We start from the raw sequence: 16,456 nt of genomic DNA on the forward strand, positions 1-16,456 counted from the left end.
AAAAACGGCCAAATTCCTAAAATAACCTGGCCTTGCAAGAAAAAACTCCTTATACTAGAGACTAAGGGTAGTCCTTGCCCCAACCTCTAATATAAGGAGGCCAAAATGCAAGGCAAGGATACCACATTATCCACATTTCATCAACTGTTTGCTCCGATTTCCGACAACTTTTTTTGGCATTTAACCGAGGGCCTGGAGGTGGATAAATACGTAAAGAAGTTAACAACCCTTCAACTCATTGCGGATTAACCCCCGCAGATTGGACATATGCACCCGACATTAAGCTCTCTTGCAATTTTTCTTCAAGCTTTTAAGGGGCAAAGGCTTCCGGATACGCACCAATTTACGTCACACCCTCACGGGATATCTGGGCTGCAATCCTGTCTCGATATGACGACGGTAAAACTTGGCCGGCGACAGGTAGTGTAAACTAGAGTGCAATCGGCGGTTGTTATAACGGCTAACGAATTCCACGACCGCCTGATATGCCTCCGCGTAGGTCCCAAACTCGCCCATCGACAAGCATTCATCCTCAAGAAGCCGATGGTACGATTCGATATATGCGTTCATATTCGGTGTCTTGGGCGGTATTCTCTCGTGTAGGACATTCCATCGCTCACATTCCGATTCAAACAGATGGCTTACAAACTGGGGTCCATTATCCGAACGGATGATGGGTAATGGTAAATTCCTTTGAAGAATCTGACGTTTCCACAATGCTGCTCGAAAAGTTTCAACGGCATGTCTGGCTTCACAGGTTAGACCAATATGATAGCCCACAATCTGCCTGTCATAGACGTCAATGTACGACAGCACAAAGAAAAACCGGTCTTCTCCTGCAATGTATCCGTACTTGACATCGACCTCCCAGAGCTGGTTTGGCGCTGTGATAGTGCGGTTCTGGGCCAAATTCCGCGGGTGTTTCCGACGGAGGTTCCGTTGTGGCCGCAGAATATCCAGTTCCTTACACAAGCGGTATACCTTTTTCTCGTTCACCACCAGCTCATGATCTTGTCGAAGCATATGAGTGAGCTTACGGTACCCGTAGGCGTAACCATCACCGGAAATAGACTCCATAATCCATTCCTTAATCTGTTCATCACTGACCTTGCGGCCGCCCACAGTCAGTGAATGACCAGGAAACGGACGTCCACCCGTCGTGGTATGCGGCTTGGGTTCATGTGTTAATTGATAATAATAGGTGGATCGAGAAACCCCCACTATGCGCAGCACGAGAGTAGCGTTGTACCCGGCTGTGATCCACTTGTGCGCAATGGCTACTTTATCTGCAAGTGAGGGTTGGCTTTTTTTAATAGGTCACGCAATATAGCAATTTCAAGGTCTTTTTCGCCCAGAAGTTGCTTTAGATGGGTATTCTGTTTGTCTAACTCACGGTTCTCTGCAACGAGTCGGGCGTGTTCCTGCTGAGTAACGTGGGTGGCGTTTCCCTTTGGGCTACTGCCTTGCATGGGTTGGCCGGCTTTGTACTGACGAACCCATCGGCTGACAATATTCGGCCGGATATCATACTTCCGAGCAACGACGGAATTATTTCCGGCAGCGATGGCCTGTTCGACGACCTGGCGCTTGAACTCTAGGGTAAATTTCCGACGTTCCACTTGAACAACCTCCTGACCTTATAGTCTCATGAATTTGGAAGATTGTCCAATCTAATTTCGGGGCTTAAGAGATTGAACTGATAGCCTTCGCCCAGCTTAAACAACTAGATGGCCTACGGGATATCAGCTACAGTCTCCACGACCCACAATGTAGCCAGGCTATCAACCTGAAGAGCATTAGTTTTTCCCAGATATCCCGCCGTTTAAGGGATTTATCCCCGGAATTTATCCGGCTATTATTCAGTTATCTCACCACCCAGGTAGGCAAAGAAATCGGCTTAGTAAACTTAAGGAACGCAGTAGGCCGTATTTACCTCATTGATTCCACCACCATTAGCCTCTGCCTGACCCAGTACCGCTGGGCCGAGTTCCGCAAGACTAAAGGCGGTGTCAAGCTCCACCTGCGCTTAAGGTTCTTTGAAGAAGAAGTTCTACCTGATAAAGCAGTCATCACCCCGGCCCGGCCGGCAGATAAAACCCAGATGGATATTCTCGTAGTCGAGGAAAAAGATGCTTTAAACGTCTTTGACCGTGGCTACGTTGACTACAAAAAGTTTGACAGGTACTGTGAAGAAGGCATCCGCTTTGCCAGCCGCTTAAAGGGTAATGCCATAGTGGAAGTGATTGCCGACTTGCCGGTAAACTCTTATAGCAAGGTTAAAAAGGATCAGATCGTTTACCTGGGCAAAGACGGCGTTACCAAAATGAAGCATCCCCTGCGGCTGATAACGACCGAAGATACCCAAGGGCAACCGGTAGTGATCGTCACCAATGATTTTCAACTAAAGGCGGAAGAATTAAGCGAGATTTACCGTAACCGCTGGCAGATAGAACTCTTCTTCAAATGGATCAAGCAACACCTCCAGGTAAAACACTTTTATGGCAAAAGCGAACAAGCTGTAGAAAACCAGCTCTTCATAGCGCTAATAACCTACTGTTTGATGGTCATGCTGCAGTTAAAAGCCGGTTACCGGGGCCCATTGCTAACCATTAAACGTTTAATTCGTACCTGTCTCTACGAACCCTTTACATTCTTCGTCCAAGCCCTACATCGTAAGCCTCAACATAGTACCCGGGATCGACGAAGGGTAGATTACGAAAGAATCTACCAGGAAACCGTAAGGCAGGTTTTGGCGGGCGAAGCAGGCTATCTTAACGACGTAACTTGTGACCCTTTAGTTCTCTAGCAAGTTTGATACTGGCAATATGTGGATAAGGACTACCCCTGATGCCCTAAGTCCTTTGACCAGGCAAGGGAAAATATCATGGTTGTATACACCATTATTGTTGTTATATTACATTTAATCAACTACCATATATTGCCTTGCAATGGGTTAAAGATTTTTATGCAACGCTAGTGATTCTATCTGAAAGTTACCGGGTGAGCAAGCATAAGGAGTACCCGCTCCCGGCAGCTCGGTTAGCTAAGACCACTTCTTCAACATAGGAGTAAATTCGGTTTGCCGGTCTTTCTTTTGCCGCCTACGATGTCGGTAAAATCAACCTGGTCGACCTTAATAAGGAGCCTATCCAAGTCTCCTCTTAATTATATCGTTCTATCGGGTTTATTTATCTCTTTCCAGGCAGGCCAACCAAAGATGTGAGCCAGTTGGTTGTATATCCATTTAGATTCTTTCGTAAGTAAAGGACCCAGAATAGCCATAAGCAACACATACAGGGCTGCGAAGGGTTGTAGCACCGGCAGTAATCCGCCGGTCTTCGCCAGATTGGCGAGGATGATAGAAAATTCTCCGCGGGGAGTAATAGTAAGCCCGATATTGGTACACCCCCGGTACGAATAACCGGCCATTCGTCCGGCAAGAATACCAGCAAGAAAATTGCCTGTTAATGTTGCCGCTACGGCAGTCAAAACCGGCCCGACGGCCCCTCCCAAGGTTAAAGGGTCGATGCTCAAACCGAAGCTGAAAAAAAACAGGGCCCCGAAAAAATCACGGAACGGCACGACAATATGCTCGATGCGGTCGAGATGGTCTGTCTCGGCTAAAATTAAACCCACCAGCAAGGCGCCAATAGCTTCCGCCACATGGATAGTCTCTGAAAAACCGGCTACCAGGGTGAGGAAAGCAAAGACTATGAGCATAAAAACTTCATCGAAAGGAACGTTAAGCAGCCTGTTAATTAACGGTGCCAGTTTGCGGCCGGCGAGAATTAAGCCCAGCATAAATCCCAGGGCAAGGGAGGTAGATTTCAACACGCTCGCCGGTGAGGCCGAACCTGTAAGGACCAGACCGGAAATGATGGATAGATACACTGCTACGAATACGTCCTGGAATAACATAAGCCCCAGGATCATCTCGGTTTCCGGCCGTGCCGTTCGCTTTAGGTCAACCAGAACCTTGGCAACAATGGCGCTTGAGGAAATAGAAATAAGCCCGGCTACCACCAGGGTTTCCCGCAACGGCCAACCCCAAATTATAGGTAGAACCATGCCCAGGGTAAAATTTATGGCCATATAGATGGACCCGCCCACCAGTATAGAACGGCCTGCCTTTAATAATCTCCCGACGGAAAACTCCAGGCCGAGGCTGAAAAGGAGAAAGAGTATCCCTACCCGCCCCATAAAATCTATTAAAGGCGCGCTTTTAATAAAGCGAAAATCCAGGATACCAATTACCGGCGCATGAGGGCCGACAACCATACCGGCAAGGATCAAGAGCGGTACAATAGAAACGCGGAACCTGGCGGCAAGGATCCCGGCAAAAGCTACGATAGCTAATGCTAGCCCGATTTCAAGGAGCACCTGTTCGGGCATAACTATATCCCCCCGTGCAAAATCAGCTCTTTACAAGCCTTTACCTGCTTCCTGTCCCCTAAAACCACAATTGTTGCTCCCGGGGTGATGATTTCTTCCGGTCCCGGGTTGAGGACTTTTTCGTCTTTTTTAATTATAGCTATAATGGCAGCGCCAGTTTTCTTGCGGATTTCTAAATCCCCGATAGTTTTCCCTATTGCTTGGGCATCCTTCTCCACTTTATACCATTCAAAAACCATGTCATCCAGGGCCATTTCAACCGTTTCCAGTGCTTTTGGCACGTAGGCCATACCGCCGAGAATACCTGCCACACGGCGCGCTTCCGCGTCATCCAGAGTGACCATGGAGATGCTTTCCTCCGGGTCATTACTGTCAAAATGATAAATTTCCCGTCGGCCATCATCGTGTACGACAATTACCATCTTATCCCCGCTGCGGGTTTCAATTTGGAATTTTTTCCCGATACCGGGAAGCTCGGTTTCTTTTATCAACATCTAACTTCCCCCTTGCTTATAATTCACCGCGGCTTTATTTCATTTTAACATAAACCTACCGGTTGCCAAAGCTAAGCATACCCTGCTGCTTTATATGGCCAGCTCTAACAGGGGTGTTAAATCATTGGGGTGCTCCAGGAGTTCCCGGTACAAGTCGCCCCATTCTTCCAGGCGGCGCCTGATGATATTGAAATCTCCGGGATAAATCTTTTTCGCCGCCACTTCTTCCCAGGTCAAGGGGGCGGAAACCGGGGCCCCGGGCAGGGGCCGTAGGCTGTAGGGAAAGGTCATGGACCGCCCCTGTACATTTTGCAGGTAATCCAGGTAGACTTTGCCCCGGCGCCTGTGGATAAGGTGCTCGGTGGTGGCTTTGCGGGGGTAAACCTGCACAATGAGATGCGCCAGGTATCCCATGGCAGCCGTAACTTCCCGGAAGGTCCAGCGGGGATAAAGGGGGATGAAAATATGCAGGCCCCTGGCGCCTGAATTTTTGGGGTAGCCGGTGAGGTGGAGTTCCTTTAAAGCCCGGTTGACCAAGAGGGCGATTTCCAGCACATCGACAAGGGTAGTGCCGTCCGCAGGGTCGAGGTCCATGACAACGATATCCGGGTATTCCAGGCGACCGGCCCGGGAGAGCCAGGCATGGACCTCGATGCACCCCTGGTTGGCCAGCCAGGCCAGGGTTGCTTCGTTATTGCAGAGAACGTAATTGATGGTTTTATCGCTATCGGTGTGATAGACAGGCAGGGTCGCCACCCACTCTGGGGCATAGGCAGGGCACTCTTTCTGGTAAAAGGCCTCCCCTGTAATGCCGTCCGGGTAGCGCTTCAGGACCAGGGGACGTTCCCGCAGGTAAGGTAGGATGCCGGGGGCCATGTCGACATAATATTCGACGAGATCAAACTTGGTCAGCCCCTCCGGCCAGAAGACCTTGTCCAGGTTGGTCAGCCGGAGCTGCTGTCCCGGCAACCGGGGCAGCATATAGGGCTCCCCGTTAACCTGCTGTCCTGTTGTCATTTCCCGGTCCATTTCCCTGCCACCACCCCCTGTCCTGCCGGCCTGCCGGTAGTATCCCCAACCCCCGGTTAAAGTTCATACGCCGGGTCGTATCAGGGGGCTTTTTAATATCGCGGTTATCCCATGGACATGCTAGAGCCTGGGTAAAAATTTGCCATAAAGACGGGAACCAATGCCTCCCTTCCGGCGTCTGTAAAATCAGGATAAAAACGAGAGAAAGATTATCAACTCCTGGGCCAGGCCAGCAAACAATCGGAAGATAAGGGCCAACAGATCTGGACCTCCCCTATTCCCCAGAAAACCATCCTGGCCGCCGCGATCTTCGCCAATGGCTCTGATGACCAGGGCCGGGAGGCCGGCAGGGTATCCCTGCCCTTCACGGGCGTTACCGAACTGAACAAAGCCCTGGGTATAACTGATTAGCCAATCAAAAAGGTGGCGGCCTTTACCCCGGGCCGTCACCTTTTTCCCAATTAATTATTTCAACCATAACAAAGGGAAGCCCAATTCATTGCTGGCTTCCTTTATTTCCGGATCACCGGTGACAACTGTGGCTTTATATTGTAAGGCAGCACCTATGGCAAAGGCATCAGCATAGGAAAGGAGATGTAAAGCCTTTACTTTCGCAGCAGCAAGGGTCAATTCTTCATCACCCACGAGGAATTCCACAGGCCATTTTTTTACGGTCTCTAACACTTTTTTAGCTTCTATTTCTCCATTTCTACGATATACTCGATAATATACTTCGTCTAAATTTACCCAGGTCAACAAAAGCTTGATCAGTTTTTCCCGAGCTTTTTGTAATAATTCGGCCACCTTTTCGGCACCAGTCTCATCTTCCAGGTAGCAAATAACGGCATAGGCATCCAGGATATAATCCCCGGCGCTTTCAGGGTAGTCGCTGCTCATGTTTTTCCTCCAACCGGCGTTCCTCCTGCTTATAGGACGCATAAGTACTGGTAAGTGATCGTTTTCCTTTCAACATACCTCTGGCCTCAATTACCGGGTCAGAGGGAGCAGGAGTAATGATGATTTGCCCTTCCTTTTCGATAATTAAAGCGCGCCCCGGAGCCTGGAGGCCGTATTTGCGGCGCAACAGGGCCGGAATTACTAATTGCCCTTTTGCAGAAATCTTTACCATAGGCATTGCGATATCCCACCTTTGTTTTACCATTATAATAATTGTAAAACATCCGCTGAAAAGATACAACATCTCCTTAAAGGGAAAAAATAGCGTTGCCGCTGCCAGCCAGGTTTTGGAGGCAGAAGTTATGGCTACCTGGCGCCAGCGCAGACCTGGCTGGCCCTGCTAATCACCATCTTGAAAATAAACCTGCGCAACACGGCCGGGAAAAGGCAGTTACCGGGTAAAGGTCTGGTCCGGCTCCTGGCTGCATTTGTCAATCCAAAAATGATCAACTATGACAAAGTAAATCTGATCCACTTATGATAAAAAAGTGATCCACTCAATGTGGAAAAGTTGAGATGGAGAGATGGTGCCTACCCCTTCCCTAGGGAGGGGGTAGGCCGCGCGAACGACGAACAGCTGTCCTAGCTGGCCCTGGCTTTTTGGAGCTGTTTCAGGCGATAGGATTCAGCGTTCATGTTCAAGATGTGGGACTTAAAGGTAACCCGGTCTACCAGGGCTGCTGCCAACATACGGTCCCCAAAGATTTCCTCCCATTTGGAGAAATCCAGGTTGGTGTTAATAATTATGCTCCCACGCTCACTCCTTTCGGAAATAACTTGAAAGAGCAACTCTGCACCCTGACGGGGAAGGGAGATATAAGAGAGCTCATCCACGATTAACAGGTTAACCCGGGAGAGTTCTTTGAGCATGCGGCCCAGCCTTTTTTCGTCCTGGGCTTCAGCCAGTTTGGTCACCAGGCCGGCGGCGGTAAAGAAGCGGACCGAGTAGCCGTGGACACAGGCTTTAAGGCCCAGAGCGATACTTAAATGGGTTTTCCTGGTTCCGGGGTTACCAATCATGACAATATCTGCTTTCCTCCTGTCCCGCTTGGGCCAGGGGTATAACAGCATAGTGATCCTGCTGGCCCTGGAGCTGGTGCTTGTCGGCCTGGCGGCAACTCACTTTCTGGAGGGTATGGCCGAAAAACGCTTCCGCGGGATAGAGCAATGAGGTTTATACCCCAGCGGGAGCAGAGAACACGGTGAGCTGTAAACCATCATAAAGATTTCCGAACAGACTTGCCCCGGCAATAATTCATTGATAAACTTAAGGCAGGTGGTGGTTTATTTGCAGCCGAAAAGTGGTAACAGGTATGATATCACCATCAAGGACCTTTTCGCCGATGAAACCCAGGAACTCATCAACTACTTTGGCCACCTTGAGGCCAGGGTAACAGGCGACTTAAAAATCGAGTTTCCCCAGGTAGAAACCAGGGTTTCCGACCTGGTAATGAAGGCTGAAAGCCAGCAGGGTCCTTTGGCCATCCACCTGGAATTCCAGAGCCGTAATGATGATGAGATGCCCTACCGTATGTTGCGCTACGCCCTGGAAATCCACAAAACCTACCACCTGCCGGTCTACCAAATAGTCATCTACTTTGGCCAGTGGCAAATGAACATGACCAGTCAACTCGAGTATCGACTGGGCGACCAAAACTTGTTGGATTATCGTTACCACCTTATCGATGTGGGTAATATAACCTATGAAGAATTAAAAAACAGCCCCCACCAGCGATTGCTTTCCTTGCTACCTGTAGTGGACAGGGAAAAGCGCCAAAAAGGTGGTAAGGAATTCCTCCGGCGCTGCGCGGAGGATATTATCAACAGCGACCTGGACCTGGAAACTAAAAAAACCGTGCTGTTGCGGGCGGAGATATTCGCCGGCCTGGTTTTCGACAAAAAAGCAATTGACCTTGTTTTCCGGGAGGTGGAACAAATGCTTAGCATCGAGGAATCCGCCGGCTACCAGCGGATATTTGAAAAGGGCATGGAAAAGGGCATAGAAAAAGGCATGGAAAAGGGTATGGAAAAAGGCCAGCAGGAATCCTTGCTGAACGTGACCATCAGGCTCTTAAGCAAGAAGTTCCGCAAAATACCACGGGAGTACATGGCCAGAATAAAGAAGCAGGACGTTTATGTCCTGCAGCAGATTATCGACAATATTTTTGATATCAACGACCTGAAGGAACTGGAGGATTACCTGCAGTAAAGATCAGAAGCCCCCGGAGTGCGTTACTGACGGAGCCCGGAGGCTTATTTGCCTCAACCGGCAATTACATCATTTATGGAATTATAAGCTAGTATTATTATTCCCGGATTACCAGCACCTGCTGCCGGGCCGGGGACCAGGTGACCCGGTACCCCAGGGCTTCGGCGACATAGCGGGCCGGAAGGAAAACCCGGCTGGCGCGGTTCAGGGGAGCTACATCCAGGGCTTGCCGGCGGCCGTCGCGTTCCATTTCCGCCCGGCCGGGATAAAACTTCAGGATATGGCCGGCGCTGCTCAAAGTCACCGTTTGGCTGGAGGGATCCCAGCCAATCCCCTCCTCGGGAACACCCAGGCCCAGAGCCAGGTAGCGCAGGGGGACGTAGGTGCGGCCGTTTTCGATAAAGGGAGCGACATCCATCTCCTGCGCCTGGCCATTAATGGTGTAGCCCTTCTGCCCGGGGGTAAAAGTGGCCACTGGAATGGCGCTGCCGAATACGGTAAAGGTGTGGCTAATGGCTTCCCGGCCCTGGCTGTCATAGGCCTTAACTACGAGGCTGCCTTCTCCGGGCAGGCGGTTGAAGTCAACGGTCAACTGGTAGGGCGGGCTGGCAGGGCTACTCAGAAGCTCACCATTTAAGTAATACTCCACCCTGCTGATGAAGGGGTCGTAGAGCTTGACGGCGGCCCCCAGGGTAATTTCCCCCTGGATGGCCATACCGTCCTCAAGTTCCCGGTAAGTCCCTGGGGCCTCCTGGCCGACCTGCTCCAGGTAGTGGGGGCCGGCGATGGCCTCCCGGTAGGCGGTCAACACCTCCTGGTTGTCATCCAGGCGATAATCGCTCACCTTCGCCTGGGTGTAGAGGGGGTCGCTTTCGTTGAGATCAAAGTAGACCACCGCCTTGACCCGCGGGTAGAGAAGGGGCAGGGTGCGGTAGAATTTACGAATATTGAAGGCGGCCCAGCGGCTGACATCGGCCCTGCCGGGGCTCAACACCGTGTGGGCGATGGCGAACTCGCCCACCATTAGGGGCTTGCGGCCGGCGAAAATGCGGTACCAGTAGTCCAGGCGTTGCAGGGGATCCAGACCCGCCCCCGGCTGGTCGGCGCGGCCGCTCAGGTAGTAGTCGCTGTAGAAGTTGACGCCCACCCAGTCGACATAGTCATCGCCGGGGTAATATTCCAGGGCCGTGGCTTTGACCCCCTCCGGCTGGACGATATCAAAAGGGTTCCAGACCAGGGCCACGTTGGGGGCTTCCCGGCGCATGATGGTCGCCGCCCGGCGAAACCAGGTGACGTAGGTAGCGGGGTCGCCATGCCAGGCGTTGGTGCCCTCCATGTTCATTTCCGAGGCGAAACGGAGAAAAACCGGGATTTTAAAGGCGGCGAGCTCCCGGGCGATAGCCACCAAATCCCCCTCTCGCAGGCCCTCCAGGCCGCCGTTGGGCTCCAGGGCCAGGACCAGGCCCGCGCCGGGGACCTGCCGGGCCTTCTCCATGGCATCCCGGGGCAAAACAAAGTTGCCCGGCCCGTAGATGTGGCCGTAGCCTAAAAAGAGGGCGTGCTGCCGGCCGTAAAGGTCTTTGACCCGGTTGTAGTCGTTCCCGGCAGGCCCCCGCTCTTCGTAAAGGCCCAGGTAGGTGCCGGCAGCCGGCTCAAATTTAGCCAGGGTTATCCGCCCGGGGTCCGGCACCGGGAAAAAGAGACGCAGTACCGATTTCAGGCTCTCGCCCCGGGCTGTATCCCCCCAGGCCCAGTCGGGTACCCCAGCCTGCTGGAAGAGGGCGGCCTCCTTCACGTAGGCGGCCCCGGCTTCGGCCAATTTCCCCTGGCGGTCGCAGAGGTGAAAGATCTTCTGCCAGGCCAGGCCGGCGTTCTTCAGGTCGCCGCTGGCCTCAAAAGCAGCGGCGGCGCTGCGGTAGAGGCTTTCGGCCGTGACCGGGTCACCGGCCTCCAATTCCCCGGCACGCCGGTAGTCCTGCCAGGGGTCGGCCCAGGCGGCTGCGGGCGGGAGCAGCAATAAGAATAAAAGAATGACAACTATACGCGATACCTTCATACCGGACCATCACCTGCTCCTTTTTTATGGTAATTCGTTCCTAATTTTAACACAGAAGCAGGGAGCAGAAAACACGGTGAGCTGTAAACCATCATAAAGATTTCCGAACAGACTTGCCCCGGCAATAATTCATTAATAAACTTAAGGCAGGTGGTGGTTTATTTGCAGCCGAAAAGTGGTAACAGGTATGATATCACCATCAAGGACCTTTTCGCCGATGAAACCCAGGAACTCATCAACTACTTTGGCCACTTTGAGGCCAGGGTAACAGGCGACTTAAAAATCGAGTTTCCCCAGGTAGAAACCAGGGTTTCCGACCTGGTAATGAAGGCTGAAAGCCAGCAGGGTCCTTTGGCCATCCACCTGGAATTCCAGAGCCGTAATGATGATGAGATGCCCTACCGTATGTTGCGCTACGCCCTGGAAATCCACAAAACCTACCACCTGCCGGTCTACCAAATAGTCATCTACTTTGGCCAGTGGCAAATGAACATGACCAGTCAACTTGAGTATCGACTGGGCGACCAAAACTTGTTGGATTATCGTTACCACCTTATCGATGTGGGTAATATAACCTATGAAGAATTAAAAAACAGCCCCCACCAGCGATTGCTTTCCTTGCTACCTGTAGTGGACAGGGAAAAGCGCCAAAAAGGTGGTAAGGAATTCCTCCGGCGCTGCGCGGAGGATATTATCAACAGCGACCTGGACCTGGAAACTAAAAAAACCATGCTGTTGCGGGCGGAGATATTCGCCGGCCTGGTTTTCGACAAAAAAGCAATTGACCTTGTTTTCCGGGAGGTGGAACAAATGCTTAGCATCGAGGAATCCGCCGGCTACCAGCGGATATTTGAAAAGGGCATGGAAAAGGGCATAGAAAAAGGCATGGAAAAGGGTATGGAAAAGGGTATAGAAAAGGGACAGCAGGAATCCTTACTGGACGTGACCATCAGGCTCTTAAGAAAGAAGTTCCGCAAAATACCCCGGGAGTATCTGGCCAGAATCAAAGAGCAGGACGTTTATGTCCTGCAACAGATTATCGATAGCATTTTTGATATCAACGACCTGAAGGAACTGGAAGATTACCTGCAGTAAAGATCAATCGGATCATGTGCATAGCATGCCGGTGTCTGATCCGGGAAGAAACAAAACCGCCACAGGGGGTTATTCCCCGGTGGCCTTTTTTTACTCAACACTTTAGACCGTCTGCACAGGAACTGCTTCCAACTTCCGCCGGGCTACCGGTCAATTCTGGATCTCCCCCGGTGAAAGGCGTCGCAAGCGAATTTTAAGGGCATCCTGGATAAGCTGATACACCCGCTCCATCTGTTGGGTGGTGTCGAGCAAGTCTGCAGCTTGGGCCATGCGGCGGATGACGGGCCGGTTTATGTTGTCCAGCAGCCGTTTAACCGTAGTTGCGGTTAAAGGCCCGCTTAATCGAATATACTCTTCCACCGCTGCTTGTACCAGAGGATCGTCCGGAGCTGCGTCGACAAGGGCGCGGAAGCGGCCAAAAATCTCCCTTACACGTGTTAGCCATTCATCGTAACTCATATGATGATGGTCTTTGGTCCACCGCTCTACAGTGTTGGCAACGTAGGTTTCTTTTCTACCCTCCTGGGCCGCCAGTATAAAATCCTCTTCGGCTTCGGTAGGTTCGGCCGTGATGCTATTTTGAATATCCTGGACAAACCCTTGCACGAATTCTTCCGGCAAGGGGGAGTCGGCCAAGCGCTTACGCCACCACTCACCCCACCATTGCGCTCTTTCTTCCTGTGTCATCTTAATCACCCCCATTAAATTACGGAGGTAGTGCCATGGTTGCTCCTGGTGACGGAGCCCTTCACTGGCCCGGGTGATAATGCTTCGTAGCCTGCGCCAGCGTTCAATCTCGGCATCCACAGCTGCAATCTGGGCGGTCAAAAGGTCGGGCAAAGCTAACTCCTGGGCCAATACCGCCTTAACCTGCTTGAGGGAAGCGCCAAGAAAGCGCAGGATGGTGATCTGCTGTAAGCGCAGCAATTCCCGGTCACTGTACAGCCGGTAGCCTGCCCCGGTAACCTCGACGGGTGGGAGCAGTCCCATATTGCTGTAGTAACGGATAGTTTTTACAGATACGCCGCTTTTACGGGCTAACGTCCCGATAGGATACTTTTCCATGGCTGGCCTCCAGCTTTATTCTACAAGATTCCCCTTGGGGGAGAGTCAAGGGGCCCGTGCTTATTTAGGCGTTTGTTTTGGCGAGAAGCTTTAAATGGTAAAGCCACCGAAAGAAAGCCCCAGAATTTAAGGAATATCATTTGTTTCTGCTCCTTTTCTGCTTGGCCTGCCCGGCTAGATTGCTCACGTTTTTAAAGCACTGGTGCAGGCAGATAATTTGTTAGATTGACTACTGCCCATCAGATCGGGTCGTTCCCCCCACCGTCCGGGATAAGTGCCCGGCCGGACTGCCTGGCGGTGATGTTCAAGGCCAGGGCCACCAAGCAGAAATCCAGGGCCAGGAAAGAAGGGCCATAGCTGACAAAAGGCAGGCCGATACCGGCCACCGGTAAAAGGCCGAAGATCATGGCCGTATTCCAGGCAAAGCGGATTCCTAGAAAAGCGGTAATCCCGTACCCCAGGACGCGGCCATAGAGGTCGTCGGTCCGGTTGAAGGCCCGGAATATATAGAGAAGCAGAGCCAGTAGGAAGGTCATCAGAATTAGGCCGCCGGGCCAGCCCGTTTGTTGCATCACGGGAGCCAGGATGAGTTCCCGGGAGGCTTCCGGCAACGGCGGGAGCAAGGCGGCCTGGTCGTTGCCTATCCCGGCGCCGAAGGTCCCCCCGGCAGCGAGATGCTGGCGAATGGTAAGTAGTAGATACCCCGCACCCGTGGGATCGGCCAGGGGTTTTAGCCAGCCATATAACAGGCGGGTCGTAATATAGGGGGGAGCCAGGGTCGCCAGGTAGAGAAAGGCGGCCAGGAGGCCAGCTACGAAGCCGGCTATTATTTTTATCCGGGAAAAACCGGCTCCCAGGAACATGACCAGCAGAGTTCCGCCCAGTACCACAGCCCAGACAACGGTATGGCCAATAAGGAGCACTACCGGCAGGAGACATAAGCCCCAAGTTTTAACCCGCAGCGCCCAGGATGGCTCTTTTTCCAGTAACACCACCAGGGAGGAGCGACCAGCGCATCTGGCTGGCGGCAAATAGCGGCCAGGCCCGTCCCCTGACAGCCGGACCGCCCGAAAACGCCGACTGCTACCCCTCCGTCTCCCCGGACGGGCAGGACCTCTACTTCCTGCGCCTGGACAGCGCCGGCAGCGGCTCTCTATGCCTGCAGTCCCTGGCCGGCAGTCCGGCGGTGGAGCTGGTACGAAACATAAACGGCTGGGCGGGTTACTACGGCAACTATTACCCGGCCTGGGTAAGCATTTACTACTTGAATAAAACCATGGCCACCGGTAAGCTGGTGGTGAGCAACGTCAAAAGCCGTCACTTTGAACTGTAAACCGGCCGGGGCCGCCTGGTGCTGCTGCCGGAAGAGGGTTCCACCGGCGTGGCTAAAGACCTCGAGAAATACGCCGGCAAGGTGGTGATGGTGGTCGGGACCCTCACCAGCGAGCCCAATATCTACATGCGGGGGCCCCTTATGCGGGTAAACTCCGTCAGTCTGGTCCAGTCCCCTACCCCGGCGGGTAGCGACGAGGAAAGCTCCGCTGCTGGTATCGCCTCCTTTACCATTGCCTGGCCCTACCTGGTGGTCCAGGTAAAAAACCTGGCCCGGGTGGAGATCTGGGCCGTTCCCACCGGGACGGGGATAACCGAGAAGGATTATCAACTCCTGGGTCAGGCCGTAAAAAAGTCGGAAATAGCAGGTCAGCAGCTCTGGACCTTCCCTATTCCTGACAAACCCATCCTGGCCACAGAGATTTTCGCTAAAGGCTTCAATACGCAGGGCCTGGAGATCGAGAGGGTTTCCCTGCCCTTCACCGGGGCCACCAGCCTTAATCATACCCTGGGTACGGCCGATTAAGCTGTTCAAAGTAGTGTAAACTTCTGCAGCCTGCATTCGGGCCGGGGACTATTGCAGGACAGGTGTACCACACCGTATCCGGGACAATGGAGGAAGGTAGACTGCCATGTTTAAATTATATGAGACCGCCTGTCGCAGCGCCCTCAACCGTTCCCGCATCCCTGGCATTGATTATTGTTTGAACCCATATAGCGGCTGCTCCCATGGATGTATTTATTGTTACGCCAGCTGCATGGCGCACTTCAGCAACCGCCAGGAAAAATGGGGCTCCTTCGTCCAGGTCAAGACCAACTTCACTGCCGTACTGGCCAGCCAGTTACGGCGGCCTAAAAAGGGCAGGGTTATGCTCGCCAGCGTTACCGATGCCTACCAGGCAATAGAAAAGAAATATAGCCTAACGCAAAGCTGCCTGAAATTGTTAACCAAAAGCGGATTAAAGGTCTCCATCCTTACCAAATCCGACCTGGTCCTAAGAGATGCAGAGCTTTTAAAATCAATGCCTGCTGCCGAGGTCAGCTTTACCATTACTACCCTGGATGAAAAACTGGCCCGTATGCTGGAGCCCGGCGCGCCTTCTCCCTCCCGGCGCCTGGCGGCCCTAGAAAGTCTGGCCGGGGCCGGCATCAAAACCTGGGTTCAACTCAAACCAACTTAATCCATCAAAAGGCCCGGCCGTTCAGGCCGAGCCTTTTTTTGCCCAAAGTAGAGAGGGCTAAATATTGATTCAGGTTTCCATTTATGTTAGAATTCTTACTGTAATAATTCTAACTAAAAGAAGTTGAGAAGAACAGCCGAAAATGAAGAGGGAGGCCAGAGCTGTGGAACCAGATCCAGGAGAAGGTGTAGATAAGGAATTGGCCGGGGAGTTACACAGCACCCTTATAAGGTTTATGGGGCTTAATAATAAGAAGTTTCTTTGTGCTTTTAGAGCTGGCGGGAGCCGGGGTACGAAGCTAAAGAAGAACCAGGAAAAGTTAATCTCCTTGCTTTACTTCGAAGGAGAAGCCACTCCAAGCGAACTTAGCAGGAAGCTTGATCTAGAGAAGGGAAGCCTTACTACACTTTTGGATTCTCTTGAAGAGATGGGGTTTGTTGCCCGTGTGGATACACCCAGCGACCGGCGGAAAACCCCGGTCTTGCTCACCGACCGGGGCAAAGCTCACATGGAAAGGGTTATGGCCGAACATCAAGAAATACTCCTCAATATCCTGAAGAAGCTTGACAGACCGGAGGTGGAGGAATTGATAGCGAACTTGAGAAGGGCAGTAGAAATAATCGAACACCTGTGAAAGGAAGATGTT

General features: G+C 52.2%; 19 protein-coding genes and 1 pseudogene. 8 read left to right on the forward strand and 12 right to left on the reverse strand.

All coding sequences use genetic code 11. The features are described from left to right. Positions 1-348: 348 nt before the first annotated feature. Together MOTHE_RS10190 and MOTHE_RS10195 are read right to left on the reverse strand one after the other, a co-directional pair. Positions 349-1,314, reverse strand: a complete 966-nt coding sequence (locus MOTHE_RS10190) for an IS3 family transposase (RefSeq protein WP_139560386.1) — start codon at positions 1,312-1,314, stop codon at positions 349-351. Further along, positions 1,278-1,619, reverse strand: a complete 342-nt coding sequence (locus MOTHE_RS10195; protein ID WP_011391837.1) for a transposase — start codon at positions 1,617-1,619, stop codon at positions 1,278-1,280. Before MOTHE_RS10195 ends, MOTHE_RS10190 begins: the two co-directional genes overlap by 37 nt. A 71-nt stretch (positions 1,620-1,690) precedes the next feature. On the opposite strand from MOTHE_RS10195, the pseudogene MOTHE_RS12930 reads away from it, so the two are divergent. Next, positions 1,691-2,806: pseudogene (locus MOTHE_RS12930) on the forward strand (IS4 family transposase); the annotation flags it as partial. Between the two features lie 359 nt (positions 2,807-3,165). Here MOTHE_RS12930 and MOTHE_RS10205 read toward each other — a convergent pair. The 7 genes from MOTHE_RS10205 to MOTHE_RS10235 all read right to left on the reverse strand — a co-directional run bounded on the left by MOTHE_RS10205 (position 3,166) and on the right by MOTHE_RS10235 (position 7,892). Continuing rightward, positions 3,166-4,392, reverse strand: coding sequence for a cation:proton antiporter (locus tag MOTHE_RS10205; protein WP_053095070.1), 1,227 nt, complete (start codon positions 4,390-4,392; stop codon positions 3,166-3,168). A gap of 2 nt (positions 4,393-4,394) precedes the next feature. Further along, on the reverse strand, positions 4,395-4,886 hold the full coding sequence (locus MOTHE_RS10210) for a cation:proton antiporter regulatory subunit (protein ID WP_011393559.1): 492 nt from the start codon (positions 4,884-4,886) through the stop codon (positions 4,395-4,397). Positions 4,887-4,976: 90 nt separating this feature from the next. Further along, positions 4,977-5,915 (reverse strand): non-homologous end-joining DNA ligase, encoded by a 939-nt coding sequence (ligD, locus tag MOTHE_RS10215; RefSeq protein WP_080997197.1) that lies wholly within the window; start codon positions 5,913-5,915, stop codon positions 4,977-4,979. A 186-nt stretch (positions 5,916-6,101) separates the two neighbouring features. Then, a complete protein-coding gene (locus MOTHE_RS10220) occupies positions 6,102-6,365 on the reverse strand; it encodes a hypothetical protein (protein WP_011393561.1) in 264 nt (87 codons plus the stop codon). Between the two features lie 15 nt (positions 6,366-6,380). Next, entirely contained in the window at positions 6,381-6,812 is a 432-nt protein-coding gene (locus tag MOTHE_RS10225; RefSeq protein ID WP_011393562.1) for a type II toxin-antitoxin system VapC family toxin, read from the reverse strand. Continuing rightward, on the reverse strand, positions 6,793-7,050 hold the full coding sequence (locus MOTHE_RS10230; RefSeq protein WP_025773298.1) for an AbrB/MazE/SpoVT family DNA-binding domain-containing protein: 258 nt from the start codon (positions 7,048-7,050) through the stop codon (positions 6,793-6,795). The genes MOTHE_RS10225 and MOTHE_RS10230 overlap by 20 nt, the downstream gene beginning before the upstream one ends. Positions 7,051-7,454: 404 nt before the next feature. Further along, complete coding sequence (locus tag MOTHE_RS10235; RefSeq protein WP_025773299.1) at positions 7,455-7,892, reverse strand: ATP-binding protein; 438 nt, start codon at positions 7,890-7,892, stop codon at positions 7,455-7,457. On the opposite strand from MOTHE_RS10235, the gene MOTHE_RS13520 reads away from it, so the two are divergent. Together MOTHE_RS13520 and MOTHE_RS10240 are read left to right on the forward strand one after the other, a co-directional pair. Then, a complete protein-coding gene (locus MOTHE_RS13520) occupies positions 7,891-8,043 on the forward strand; it encodes a hypothetical protein (protein WP_162490005.1) in 153 nt (50 codons plus the stop codon). The two genes, MOTHE_RS10235 and MOTHE_RS13520, sit on opposite strands and share 2 nt — an antisense overlap. Before the next feature lie 108 nt (positions 8,044-8,151). Next, complete coding sequence (locus tag MOTHE_RS10240) at positions 8,152-9,081, forward strand: DUF4351 domain-containing protein (protein ID WP_235551361.1); 930 nt, start codon at positions 8,152-8,154, stop codon at positions 9,079-9,081. 97 nt (positions 9,082-9,178) lie between these two features. Here the strand turns inward: MOTHE_RS10240 and MOTHE_RS10245 are convergent, their stop codons facing one another. Further along, complete coding sequence (locus MOTHE_RS10245; protein ID WP_053095071.1) at positions 9,179-11,137, reverse strand: stalk domain-containing protein; 1,959 nt, start codon at positions 11,135-11,137, stop codon at positions 9,179-9,181. A 153-nt stretch (positions 11,138-11,290) separates the two neighbouring features. Between MOTHE_RS10245 and MOTHE_RS10250 the strand changes: the two genes are divergently transcribed. Further along, complete coding sequence (locus tag MOTHE_RS10250; protein WP_236683318.1) at positions 11,291-12,232, forward strand: DUF4351 domain-containing protein; 942 nt, start codon at positions 11,291-11,293, stop codon at positions 12,230-12,232. A gap of 150 nt (positions 12,233-12,382) precedes the next feature. On the opposite strand, the gene MOTHE_RS10255 is transcribed toward MOTHE_RS10250, so the two are convergent. Then, complete coding sequence (locus MOTHE_RS10255; RefSeq protein ID WP_011393568.1) at positions 12,383-13,297, reverse strand: MerR family transcriptional regulator; 915 nt, start codon at positions 13,295-13,297, stop codon at positions 12,383-12,385. 239 nt (positions 13,298-13,536) lie between these two features. Further along, a complete protein-coding gene (locus tag MOTHE_RS10260) occupies positions 13,537-14,292 on the reverse strand; it encodes an FtsW/RodA/SpoVE family cell cycle protein (RefSeq protein ID WP_338104118.1) in 756 nt (251 codons plus the stop codon). Between MOTHE_RS10260 and MOTHE_RS13340 the strand changes: the two genes are divergently transcribed. The 4 genes from MOTHE_RS13340 (at position 14,268) to MOTHE_RS10280 (ending at position 16,444) form a co-directional block, all read left to right on the forward strand. Further along, on the forward strand, positions 14,268-14,630 hold the full coding sequence (locus MOTHE_RS13340) for a TolB-like translocation protein (RefSeq protein WP_053095075.1): 363 nt from the start codon (positions 14,268-14,270) through the stop codon (positions 14,628-14,630). The two genes, MOTHE_RS10260 and MOTHE_RS13340, sit on opposite strands and share 25 nt — an antisense overlap. A gap of 18 nt (positions 14,631-14,648) precedes the next feature. After that, complete coding sequence (locus MOTHE_RS10270) at positions 14,649-15,155, forward strand: hypothetical protein (protein WP_011393569.1); 507 nt, start codon at positions 14,649-14,651, stop codon at positions 15,153-15,155. Positions 15,156-15,261: 106 nt separating this feature from the next. Next, the gene (locus tag MOTHE_RS10275; protein WP_011393570.1) at positions 15,262-15,810 is read left to right on the forward strand and encodes an SPL family radical SAM protein; all 549 of its coding nucleotides are present in this window, start codon (positions 15,262-15,264) and stop codon (positions 15,808-15,810) included. Between the two features lie 142 nt (positions 15,811-15,952). After that, positions 15,953-16,444 (forward strand): MarR family winged helix-turn-helix transcriptional regulator, encoded by a 492-nt coding sequence (locus tag MOTHE_RS10280; RefSeq protein ID WP_071556373.1) that lies wholly within the window; start codon positions 15,953-15,955, stop codon positions 16,442-16,444. Positions 16,445-16,456 lie beyond the last annotated feature (12 nt).

It is taken from the genome of Moorella thermoacetica, from assembly GCF_001267405.1.
Lineage (GTDB): Bacteria > Bacillota > DSM-521 > Neomoorellales > Neomoorellaceae > Neomoorella > Neomoorella thermoacetica.

Bases quoted from the DNA above. Each gene is read 5' to 3' on its own strand.
- MOTHE_RS10230 (WP_025773298.1), bottom strand. From the start codon at position 7,050: ATGCCTATGGTAAAGATTTCTGCAAAAGGGCAATTAGTAATTCCGGCC.
- MOTHE_RS13340 (WP_053095075.1), top strand. From the start codon at position 14,268: ATGGCTCTTTTTCCAGTAACACCACCAGGGAGGAGCGACCAGCGCATC.
- MOTHE_RS10280 (WP_071556373.1), top strand. From the start codon at position 15,953: ATGAAGAGGGAGGCCAGAGCTGTGGAACCAGATCCAGGAGAAGGTGTA.
- MOTHE_RS10245 (WP_053095071.1), bottom strand. From the start codon at position 11,137: ATGAAGGTATCGCGTATAGTTGTCATTCTTTTATTCTTATTGCTGCTC.
- MOTHE_RS10255 (WP_011393568.1), bottom strand. From the start codon at position 13,297: ATGGAAAAGTATCCTATCGGGACGTTAGCCCGTAAAAGCGGCGTATCT.
- ligD (WP_080997197.1), bottom strand. From the start codon at position 5,915: ATGGACCGGGAAATGACAACAGGACAGCAGGTTAACGGGGAGCCCTAT.
- MOTHE_RS10225 (WP_011393562.1), bottom strand. From the start codon at position 6,812: ATGAGCAGCGACTACCCTGAAAGCGCCGGGGATTATATCCTGGATGCC.
- MOTHE_RS13520 (WP_162490005.1), top strand. From the start codon at position 7,891: ATGACAATATCTGCTTTCCTCCTGTCCCGCTTGGGCCAGGGGTATAAC.
- MOTHE_RS10205 (WP_053095070.1), bottom strand. From the start codon at position 4,392: ATGCCCGAACAGGTGCTCCTTGAAATCGGGCTAGCATTAGCTATCGTA.
- MOTHE_RS10235 (WP_025773299.1), bottom strand. From the start codon at position 7,892: ATGATTGGTAACCCCGGAACCAGGAAAACCCATTTAAGTATCGCTCTG.
- MOTHE_RS10210 (WP_011393559.1), bottom strand. From the start codon at position 4,886: ATGTTGATAAAAGAAACCGAGCTTCCCGGTATCGGGAAAAAATTCCAA.
- MOTHE_RS10275 (WP_011393570.1), top strand. From the start codon at position 15,262: ATGTTTAAATTATATGAGACCGCCTGTCGCAGCGCCCTCAACCGTTCC.